This is a genomic window from Aureibaculum algae, assembly GCF_006065315.1.
GTDB lineage: Bacteria > Bacteroidota > Bacteroidia > Flavobacteriales > Flavobacteriaceae > Aureibaculum > Aureibaculum algae.
Window position 1 is genome coordinate 877,772 of sequence record NZ_CP040749.1, and the last position, 11,673, is coordinate 889,444.

7 protein-coding genes are annotated in these 11,673 nt (G+C 33.7%); all 7 read left to right on the top strand.

Features of this window, described 5'->3' with window-relative positions; all coding sequences use genetic code 11:
- Positions 1 to 2 precede the first annotated feature (2 nt).
- Positions 3 to 1,772, top strand: a complete 1,770-nt coding sequence (locus FF125_RS03490; RefSeq protein ID WP_117881767.1) for a cytochrome c oxidase subunit I — start codon at positions 3 to 5, stop codon at positions 1,770 to 1,772.
- Between the two features lie 144 nt (positions 1,773 to 1,916).
- The gene (locus tag FF125_RS03495) at positions 1,917 to 4,298 is read left to right on the top strand and encodes a penicillin acylase family protein (RefSeq protein ID WP_138948475.1); all 2,382 of its coding nucleotides are present in this window, start codon (positions 1,917 to 1,919) and stop codon (positions 4,296 to 4,298) included.
- A 356-nt stretch (positions 4,299 to 4,654) separates the two neighbouring features.
- Positions 4,655 to 6,328 carry a dihydroxy-acid dehydratase gene (ilvD, locus tag FF125_RS03500; RefSeq protein WP_138948476.1) on the top strand — a complete coding sequence of 558 codons (1,674 nt, stop codon included), beginning with the start codon at positions 4,655 to 4,657 and terminating at the stop codon, positions 6,326 to 6,328.
- Positions 6,329 to 6,338: 10 nt separating this feature from the next.
- Entirely contained in the window at positions 6,339 to 8,072 is a 1,734-nt protein-coding gene (gene ilvB / locus FF125_RS03505) for a biosynthetic-type acetolactate synthase large subunit (RefSeq protein ID WP_138948477.1), read from the top strand.
- Between the two features lie 12 nt (positions 8,073 to 8,084).
- Positions 8,085 to 8,606: an acetolactate synthase small subunit gene (gene ilvN, locus FF125_RS03510; RefSeq protein WP_138948478.1), complete on the top strand. Its 522-nt coding sequence runs from the start codon at positions 8,085 to 8,087 to the stop codon at positions 8,604 to 8,606.
- A 165-nt stretch (positions 8,607 to 8,771) separates the two neighbouring features.
- The gene (gene ilvC, locus FF125_RS03515; RefSeq protein ID WP_138948479.1) at positions 8,772 to 10,247 is read left to right on the top strand and encodes a ketol-acid reductoisomerase; all 1,476 of its coding nucleotides are present in this window, start codon (positions 8,772 to 8,774) and stop codon (positions 10,245 to 10,247) included.
- Positions 10,248 to 10,409: 162 nt separating this feature from the next.
- Entirely contained in the window at positions 10,410 to 11,672 is a 1,263-nt protein-coding gene (ilvA, locus tag FF125_RS03520) for a threonine ammonia-lyase (RefSeq protein ID WP_138948480.1), read from the top strand.
- Position 11,673: the final 1 nt, after the last annotated feature.

Sequence of the window (11,673 nt, forward strand, 5' to 3'; positions counted from 1 at the left end):
ATATGTCAGATCATCATCATAAAGAAACTTTTGTAACGAAGTACATCTTTAGTCAAGATCATAAAATGATTTCTAAGCAGTATCTAATTACAGGTATTGTTATGGGTTGTATAGGCGTGTTTATGTCTATGTTGTTTCGTTTACAATTAGCGTATCCAGAACAATCTTTTAGCATAATAGAAGCTTTTTTGGGTAGAGCTGGTGAAGGTGGTGTTATGACACCAGATATGTATTTATCTTTGGTTACTATACACGGTACCATTATGGTATTTTTTGTATTAACGGCAGCATTGAGTGGTACATTTAGTAACCTTTTAATTCCGTTCCAAATTGGTGCTAGAGATATGGCATCTCCATTTCTTAATATGTTATCATATTGGTTATTCTTTTTATCAAGTGTAATCATGTTGTTGTCATTGTTTATTGAAACAGGCCCAGCAAATGCGGGTTGGACAATCTATCCTCCATTAAGTGCATTACCTCAGGCAATATCAGGTTCTGGTTTAGGTATGACGATGTGGTTAGTATCTATGGCTATCTTTATTGCTTCATCTTTAATGGGAGCATTAAACTATATCGTAACGGTATTAAATTTGAGAACTATTGGAATGAAAATGACAAGGTTGCCATTAACCATTTGGGCATTTTTTGTTACTGCAATAATTGGTGTGGTTTCATTTCCAGTATTATTATCAGCAGCATTATTATTGATAATGGATAGAAGTTTTGGAACTTCGTTCTTTTTATCAGACATATATATAGCGGGTGAGGTATTACATTATAAAGGAGGTTCTCCAGTATTGTTTGAACACTTATTTTGGTTCTTAGGTCACCCTGAAGTATACATTGTAATTTTACCTGCAATGGGTATTGTATCTGAAGTATTAGCAACGAATTCACGTAAACCAATATTTGGATATAGAGCAATGATTATTTCTATAATCGCTATTGCATTTTTATCTACAATCGTTTGGGGTCACCATATGTTTGTAACAGGTATGAATCCATTCTTGGGTTCTGTGTTTACATTTACAACCTTATTAATTGCCATACCATCTGCTGTAAAAGCATTTAACTGGATAACAACCATATGGAAAGGTAATTTACGGATGAATCCTGCCATGTTATATTCTATAGGTTTTGTTTCTACTTTTATTACAGGAGGGCTAACAGGATTAATTCTTGGAGATAGTGCAATTGACATTAACGTACATGATACTTATTTTGTAGTAGCTCACTTCCACTTAGTAATGGGTGTATCTGCTATTTTTGGAATGTTTGCTGGTGTGTATCATTGGTTTCCGAAAATGTATGGAAAAATGATGAATAAAGACTTGGGTTATTTACATTTCTGGTTAACAGCAATTTCTGCTTATGGAGTGTTTTTTCCAATGCACTTTATTGGTCTAGCAGGTTTACCAAGACGTTATTATAACAATACTGCATTCCCAATTTTTGATGATTTATTACACATTAATAAAGTAATGACCATCTTTGCTATTATTGGTGGATTGGCACAAATTATATTTTTAGCAAACTTTTTCTTTAGTATTTACAAAGGAAAACGAGCTCCTAAAAATCCTTGGCATGCAAATACATTAGAGTGGACTACTGAAGTAGACCACATCCATGGTAACTGGGCAGGTGAGATACCAGCAGTGCACCGTTGGCCATATGACTATAGTAAAATTGATGAAAACGGAGACCTATGGGGTGGACAAGATTTTACACCACAAACAGTTCCAATTCGCGATGGCGAAGAAGAATTTTAGGATTCCAATTTTAAAACTATAAAAAACCTCTTAAATCTAGATTTAAGAGGTTTTTATTTATACAAGAAATACTAAATGTAATAGTAGATCATGATACATAAAGGCCTTTATTTTTTCCTATATTTGAGAAAACAATCTTAACCCATGCGTATCGTCAAAAAACTACTTAAATATTTAGTACTTCTTATAGTTTTAATAGGGATTGCTCTTTACTTTTTTGTACAACACTTAAAACCTACTTATAATGGAGAATTAAACTTAAGCTCATTATCTGATAAAGTAGAAGTTTATTATGACGATTATGGCGTGCCGCATATTTACGCTCAAAATGAATTAGATGCCAGAAGAGCGTTAGGCTATGTACATGCCCAAGATAGATTATGGCAAATGGAGGTCATTAGAAGATTAGCCGCAGGACGACTTTCAGAATTGTTTGGAGAAAAACTAATCAGAACAGACAAGTTTTTTTCAGGATTAGGTATTGAAGAAGCGTCGGCAAAAACCATTGCCAACTTAAACAAACATTCAAAAGCGTATAAGCAGACCATGGCGTATATAGATGGTATAAATCAGTTTATAAAAAACGGACCAAAACCGATAGAGTTTTATTTAGTTGGTTTAGACAAAGAAGAATACACTTTAAACGACGTTTATAATGTATTTGGCTATATGGCCTTCAGTTTTGCAATTGCACACAAGACAGACCCCTTATTAACGGAAATAAAGGAAAAATTAGGTGCAGATTATTTAAAAGAACTGAATATAACCATTACCGAAAATTCAACACTTATTAAAAATGAAGTAAATCATATTTTAGAAAAAGGATTGGCCAATGCAGTAAATGATATCTATGAAAATTTACCCATCTCGCCTTTTATCGGAAGTAATAGCTGGGTAATTGGAGCTGATAAAACAAAAAATGGTAAAGTTATATTAGCTAATGATCCACATATTGGTTTTAGTCAACCTTCGGTTTGGTACGAATCGCATATCAAAACACCTAATTATGAGTTGTATGGTTATAATTTGGCCTTAACTCCATTTCCATTACTCGGTCATAATAGAAAATATGGTTATGGTATTACCATGTTTGAAAATGACGATGTCGATTTTTATTTCGAAGAAAATAATCCTCAAAATAAAAATGAATATAAAACAGTTGATGGATTTAAAACGTATCAAGTAATTGACAAAGAAATAAAAGTTAAAGATTCAGAATCGGTTAAGTATCAAATAAAAGTAAGTGAGCACGGTCCACTAATGAATGGTATTATTGAGCACATTACAGATGAGCGACCTATAGCTATGGATTGGATATATACCAAATTAAATAATAAGCTTTTAGATGCTTGCTACGGTATGTCTCATTCAATGTCACTTTACGATTTTAAAGAGGCCGCGGCATTAATTCACGCTCCGGGTTTAAATATGATGTATGGTGATGCTGATGATAATATAGCATGGTTTGCTGCAGCAAAATTATATAAATTGAATGATAGTGTAAATCCAAAAGTCATATTAAACGGAGCTAGTGGAACAAATGAAAAAGTTAAATATTTAGACTTTTCTCAAAACCCTCAAGCCATAAATCCGAAAAGCAACTATGTGTATTCCGCCAATAATCAACCCGATTCTATTGATGGAAGGTTGTATCCTGGCTATTATTTACCAGAAGATAGAGCGAAACGAATTGTACAATTGTTAGAAGCAAAAAACGATTTCACCAAAGAAGATGTAATGGTTATGATTAATGATGTTACCAGTGCTGTAACACCATCAATAGTGGAGAATGTATTAACAAGTATAAAAGCAGATGATTTTAATGATAATGAAAAAAAAGCCATTCAAATTTTACAAAATTGGGATGGTAATTATCAGCTAGAAAGTATCGCTCCGACAATTTACAATCGCTTTATATATGCATTTTTAGTCAATACTTTTAAGGATGAAATGGGGTCTAGTTTTAATCAGTTTATAAATACCCGGTTACAAAAGAGAATGAATGCATTTCAAATGGCAAAAGACAATTCCATATGGTGGGATGATATTTCTACGCAAGGCAAGGTAGAAACCAAACAACATATTATTACAAAATCTATAAAAGATGCGGTTGCTTTTTTGGAAAATCAACTAGGGAAATCGATTGATGAATGGACGTGGAATAAAGTGCACACTGTGGAGCACAAACATCCTATGGGGGAAATTGCGGCATTACGAAGCTACTTTAATGTTGGACCTTTTGAAATAAATGGAGGTTCAGAAGTAATAAATAATTTGGGGTTTAAGCTGGATAGTACAGGATATTATCAAGTCGCATTTGGTCCATCAACACGAAGGGTAATTGACTTTTCAGACATAGAAAATAGCAAGAGCATTTTACCAACTGGGCAATCGGGTAATGTACTGAGTAAACATTACAAAGACCAAGCTGAAAAGTATAATAAAGGGGAGTTTGTACCTATGCTTTTGAATGAAAAGGTGATTAAAGGGTTTAAGCAGAAGTTGGAGTTTAAATCAACCAATTAATTATAATTCATTAATTAGGAATTTTAAAATTATTTAGTAACATTTGTATAAGAAATGAAAACAAGAAATTTAATCAATACTACTATTCTTAATGTCGTGATTATTCCATGGCAGTAATTGGGAATGTATTATTATTTTAAAATATAATAACCTTCCTAATTTTAGGAAGGTTTTTTTTTGAATTGAATATAATTTATTTTAGTAATTAAAACACTGAAAGTCAATATGTAACGTAATAAATTGTCAATTGAATTTAATGTAGTAATAAGATAAGACATTTAAATAAATCATGTAAAAACTACTTTCGTAGATGCATAGTAAAATTTCAGTAGTACCCAAATCGATAATAAAGTTTTATGATAAATAAATATAGTAGAGTCGTAACTCAAGATGATACCCAACCAGCTGCACAAGCCATGTTACATGCTGTGGGATTAAGTGATGAAGATTTTAACAAAGCCTTAGTTGGTATTGCTAGTACAGGTTATGAGGGGAACCCTTGTAACATGCATTTAAACGATTTGGCCAAGCTCGTCAAGCAGGGTACAAAAGATGCTGATATTGTTGGTTTAATTTTTAATACGATTGGTGTAAGTGACGGTATATCTATGGGGACACCTGGTATGCGTTTTTCATTACCTTCTCGTGATGTTATTGCTGATTCTATGGAAACAGTAGTACAAGCTATGGCATATGACGGAATGGTTACGGTTGTTGGTTGTGATAAAAATATGCCTGGAGCCTTAATAGCGATGTTGCGATTAAATCGACCATCGATTTTAGTATATGGAGGAACAATTGCATCAGGTTGTCATAACGATAGAAAATTAGATGTTGTTTCTGCATTTGAAGCTTGGGGCGAAAAAGTTGCAGGTACAATGGGTGAGGAAGAATATAAAGCAATTATTCATAAAGCAATTCCAGGAGCTGGTGCTTGTGGAGGTATGTATACTGCAAACACTATGGCTTCGGCTATTGAAGCGTTAGGTATGGCTTTGCCATATAATTCTTCAAACCCAGCAATTAGTGCTGAAAAAGAAGCAGAAAGTATTGCAGCAGGTAGTGCCATGCGTTTATTATTAGAGAAAGATATTAAACCTTCAGATATTGTCACACGTAAGTCATTGGAAAATGCGGTGCGTTTGGTAACTATTTTAGGAGGTTCTACAAACGCAGTATTGCACTTCTTAGCAATAGCTAGAGCTGCAGATATTGAGTTTACTTTAGCAGATTTTCAAAGAATTAGTGATGAAACACCATTTTTGGCTGATTTAAAACCAAGTGGTCAATATTTAATGGAAGATGTGCATCGAGTCGGTGGTATTCCAGCAGTACTAAAATATCTTTTAGTGAATGGTTTGTTACATGGTGATTGTTTAACTGTAACAGGAAAAACATTGGCAGAGAATTTAATAGATGTTGAAGATTTATCAGATGGTCAAGATGTTATAAAACCGTTGGAAAACCCAATAAAAGCTACAGGTCATTTACGTATCATGTTCGGTAATTTGGCAGAAGAAGGTTGCGTAGCAAAAATAACAGGAAAAGAAGGCCTACGCTTTCAAGGTACTGCAAGAGTATTTGATAGTGAATTTGAAGCCAATGATGGAATTAGAGATGGTATTGTAAAAAAAGGAGATGTTATCGTTATCCGTTATGAAGGCCCAAAAGGTGGTCCAGGAATGCCAGAAATGTTGAAGCCAACAGCAGCCATTATGGGTGTTGGTTTAGGTAAAGATGTGGCATTGATTACCGATGGTAGATTTTCCGGTGGTACACACGGTTTTGTGGTAGGACACATTACACCAGAGGCTCAAGATGGAGGTACAATTGCCTTAGTTGAAAACGGTGATGAGATTATTATTGACGCAGAAACAAATAGTATTACGGTAACGGTATCTGATGAAGAGTTGAAGCGACGAAAAGCCAACTGGAAACAACCAGATTTAAAATTTAGTAAAGGAGTATTATACAAATATGCAAAAACGGTTTCGTCAGCATCAAAAGGATGTGTAACAGACGAGTTCTAAAATATAAATTATGAGTACAGAAACACAAACTGTTAAACCAACAACAACTTCTAAAATGGTAAATATTTCGGGTGCAGAAGCCGTTATCAAATGTTTGTTAGAAGAAGGTATTGATTTAATTTATGGCTATCCAGGTGGAGCAATTATGCCTGTTTATGATGAGCTATATAAGTACCAAGACAAGTTACAACATGTATTAACACGTCACGAGCAAGGTGCTACACACGCTGCTCAAGGCTACGCAAGGGTTACAGGTAAAGTTGGAGTTGCCATTGCAACTTCGGGCCCTGGAGCAACCAATTTGGTTACGGGTATTGCAGATGCTCAAATAGATTCTACACCAATGGTCTGTATTACAGGTCAGGTGGCAAAACACTTATTGGGTTCTGATGCTTTTCAAGAAACGGATATTATTGGTATATCAATGCCGGTTACGAAGTGGAGTTATCAAATTACTGATGCTTCTGAAATTCCAGAAATTATGGCGAAGGCATTTTATATAGCTCGCTCTGGAAGACCTGGTCCTGTTTTGATTGATATAACTAAAAATGCTCAGTTTGAAAAATTCGATTTCGAATATAAAAAATGTACTTCGGTACGCAGTTATAAAGCAATACCAGATATAAATGAGCATGCTATAAATACTGCCGCTGAAATTATAAATGAGGCTAAAAAACCAATGATCGTTTTTGGTCAAGGTGTTATTTTAGGTAAGGCAGAAGAAGAATTTAAAGCATTAATAGAAAAAGCAGGAATTCCTTCGGCTTGGACTATTTTAGGCTTATCAGCATTGCCAACAGACCATCCGTTAAACGTTGGTATGGTAGGTATGCATGGAAATTATGGTCCTAACAAATTAACAAACGAGTGTGATGCACTTATCGCAATTGGTATGCGTTTTGACGATCGTGTTACTGGAAATTTAGATTCCTACGCGAAACAAGCAAAGATTGTTCATTTTGAAATTGACCCTGCCGAAGTTGATAAGAATGTGAAAACAGATGTTGCTGTATTGGGAGATGTTAAGGAAACCCTAGCTAAAATTTTACCAAAAATCAATAAAAATTCTCATGCAGATTGGATGCAAGAATTTAAAGATTATATGGACATCGAATATGATAAAGTCATTAAAAATGATTTATATCCTGAAAAGGAAGGTTTAACTATGGGTGAAGTTATCAAACAGATTAATGAAGCCTCAAAAGGAGATGCTATTATTGTATCTGATGTTGGTCAACACCAAATGATAACCTGTAGGTATGCTAAATTTAATAAGTCTAAAAGTAATGTAACTTCTGGTGGATTAGGTACAATGGGCTTTGCTTTACCTGCGGCTATTGGGGCAAAAATGGGACAACCTGATAGAGATGTGGTTGCCATAATTGGAGACGGGAGTTACCAAATGACTATACAAGAGTTAGGTACTATTTATCAAACAAAAGTACCTGTAAAAATTGTAGTGTTAAACAACGAGTTTTTAGGGATGGTACGTCAATGGCAACAACTATTTTTTGATAAAAGATATGCCTCTACAGAAATGATTAATCCTGATTTTATAACCATAGCAAAAGGGTATCATATTGAAGCGGAGCAAGTCTCAAAAAGAGAAAATTTAGCAAGTGCAGTTCAAAGAATGATGGATTCAAAAGATGCTTTCTTTTTAGAAGTTTGTGTAGAAAAAGAAGGGAATGTATTTCCTATGATTCCTTCAGGTGCAAGTGTTTCAGATGTTAGATTAAGTTAATTATATAATTAGATGGAAGATATTCAAAAATTTACATTTTCGGTTTATACTGAAAATAATATAGGTATATTAAATCGCCTTTCGGCCATATTTTTAAAGCGTCATTTCAACATTGAAAGCATGACTGTTTCTAAGTCGGAAATTGACGATGTGCACAGATTTATTTTTGTGGTAAATATCACAAAATCACAATCAGATAAGTTGATTGGTCAATTAGAAAAACAGATTGAAGTCATAAGAGCCTATTCTCATACTGAGGATGAAATTATATACCAAGAGACTGCTTTGTTTAAAATTTCTTCAAAACACCTTTATGATGAAGACATTCAAAGTAGACTGAAATTTAAAAGAGCAAATATAGTAGCCATTACACCACATTATTTTGTAATTGAAGCTACAGGCTTAAAAGATGAGATAGACAATATGCATGATAAACTGAAGCCTTATGGTTTATTACAATTTGTTCGTTCTGGACGTATTGCAATTTCAAGACCTAAAATGGCTATTTCAGAATTATTAAAAGAATATAGTTAATAGTAATTATTGTCCCTTTCAGGATTTTAAGGGGAATATCTCATAGTGGTCACTTTTCATTTTTTTTGAAGTGATAGTTGTAAGGAAAATGTATGGAGAAGAGCTTCTCGATATTTAAATAAATTATAAAAATAAATAAATCAAACAATAATAAAGTATCAAAAAATGACAAATTATTTTAACACACTACCATTAAGATTACAATTGGAACAATTGGGGCAATGTGATTTTATGGACCAATCAGAATTTACAGAAGGTGTAAAAGCTTTAAAAGGTAAAAAAATTGTAATTGTTGGTTGTGGTGCACAAGGATTGAATCAGGGATTAAACATGCGTGATTCAGGTTTAGATATTTCTTATGCCTTAAGAGAAGGTGCAATTAAAGAAAAAAGAGCTTCTTTTAAAAACGCATCTGAAAATGGATTTACTGTTGGTACCTATGAAGAATTGATTCCAACGGCTGATTTAGTTTCAAACTTAACACCAGATAAACAACATACTGCTGTAGTAAAAGCGGTAATGCCTTTGATGAAAAAAGGAGCTACATTATCTTATTCTCACGGCTTTAACATTGTTGAAGAGGGTATGGAAGTGCGTAAAGATATTACTGTCATTATGATTGCACCAAAATCTCCTGGATCAGAAGTAAGAGAAGAATATAAGAGAGGATTTGGAGTTCCTACATTAATTGCTGTTCATCCAGAAAATGATCCTGAAGGAAAAGGTTTTGAGCAAGCAAAAGCGTATGCTGCTGCAACAGGAGGAGATAGAGCAGGAGTGTTAAACTCTTCATTTGTAGCTGAGGTAAAATCAGATTTAATGGGAGAGCAAACTATTCTATGTGGTTTGTTGCAAACAGGTTCAATTTTGTCATTTGATAAAATGGTTGCAAAAGGAGTTGACGCTGCTTATGCTTCAAAATTAATCCAATACGGTTGGGAAACTATTACCGAAGCTTTAAAGCATGGTGGTATTACAAATATGTTAGACAGATTGTCAAATCCTGCTAAAATTAAAGCCTTCAAGTTAAATGAAGAGTTGAAGCAAATAATGCGTCCACTTTTTCAAAAACATATGGATGATATTATGAGTGGTCATTTTTCAAAAACGATGATGGAAGATTGGGCTAACGGTGATAAAAACTTGTTAACTTGGAGAGAAGCTACAGGTGAAACTGATTTTGAAAAAACAGAAAATACAAGTCAAGAAATTTCAGAACAAGAATATTTTGATAATGCAGTTCTTATGGTTGCGTTTGTGCAATCAGGTGTTGAATTGGCTTTTGAAACAATGACAGAAGCGGGTATAAAACCAGAATCTGCCTATTACGAATCATTACATGAAACGCCATTAATTGCCAATACTATCGCAAGAAAAAAACTGTTTGAAATGAACAGAGTAATTTCTGATACTGCAGAATATGGTTGTTATTTATTTGATCATGCTTGTAAGCCATTATTAACCGATTTTATGAAAGGTATAGATATTGATGTAATTGGTACGGCATATGGAAAAGATAAAGATAATGGAGTTGAAAATCAAGAATTAATAGCAGTGAACAAAGCGATAAGACAACATCCAGTTGAGAGTATTGGAGCAAGCTTAAGAGCTTCTATGACGGCAATGAAAAAAATTGTTTAATAAAAAGATTGAGATATAGTATGTTTCTGCCTTCTTGGTAGTGATTTAAAAGAGCGTTTTACGGTACTATATTTTTAAATTTTAACACAAAATAATAATTTTAAAACCTACACTTCCATTAAGATGGAATTGTAGGTTTTTTTACTAATATTGCATTTTCAAATGAGTCAAAATACATCAACAAATATAACTTTAGAATCGGTAAAGCAAGCTGCTGAAATTTTACAGGAGGTGGCCATAAGAACACCTTTGCAAAAAAATCTAAATTTATCGTCAATATTCAGTGCTAATATTTTTTTAAAACGAGAAGATTTACAACAAGTTAGAAGCTATAAAATTAGAGGAGCATTCCATAAAATTAGTTCTTTAACTAAAAAGGAAACGGAAAACGGAATTGTATGTGCCAGTGCCGGTAATCACGCTCAAGGGGTTGCATTTGCATGTAATAAGTTAAAGATACATGGTACCATAGTAATGCCCACTCCAACACCCAAACAAAAGATAGAGCAAGTTAGAATGTTTGGTGGAGATTTTGTAGAAGTGTTGTTAACTGGAGATACTTTTGATGATGCTTCAACCGCTGCAAAAAAACTATGTTCCGATCAAAATAAAACATTTGTTCATCCTTTTGACGATATTAAAATTATAGAAGGCCAGGCGACAATCGCATTAGAAATAATTGAAAAATCAAAGAAACCGATTGATTATGTCTTTCTTCCAGTTGGAGGTGGAGGATTGGCCTCTGGAGTATCAAGTGTGTTTAAATTAGTATCTCCCGAAACAAAAATTATTGGTATTGAGCCAGAAGGAGCTCCTTCCATGAAAACAGCAATTGAGCAAAACAAAGTGGTAATTTTAGACACTATTGATAAGTTTATCGATGGTGCAGCTGTAAAACAAGTTGGGCAATTAACATTTGATATTTGCAAAGAAAACTTATATAAAATGACCACTGTTGCAGAAGGTAAAGTCTGTCAAACTATTCTAGATCTGTACAATAAAGATGCTATAGTAGTAGAACCTGCTGGTGCGTTGTCAATTGCAGGATTGTATAGTTTTAAGGAAGAAATTAAGGGTAAAAACGTCGTTTGTATTGTAAGTGGAAGTAATAATGATATTACCAGAACTTCAGAAATAAAAGAACGGGCTCTGTTATATGCAAATTTAAAACACTATTTTATCATTCGTTTTCCGCAAAGAGCTGGAGCGTTAAAGGAATTTGTTGCAGAAATTTTAGGCCCAAATGACGACATAACGCATTTTGAATATACAAAGAAGCACAGTAAAGAAAATGCACCTGCGGTAGTTGGTATAGAATTGAAAAATGAGGAAGATTTAGAACCCTTAATTACAAGAATGAAAGCTAGAAATTTCTTTGGAGAGTATATAAATAACAAGCCTGACTTATTTGATTTCTTAGTATAGT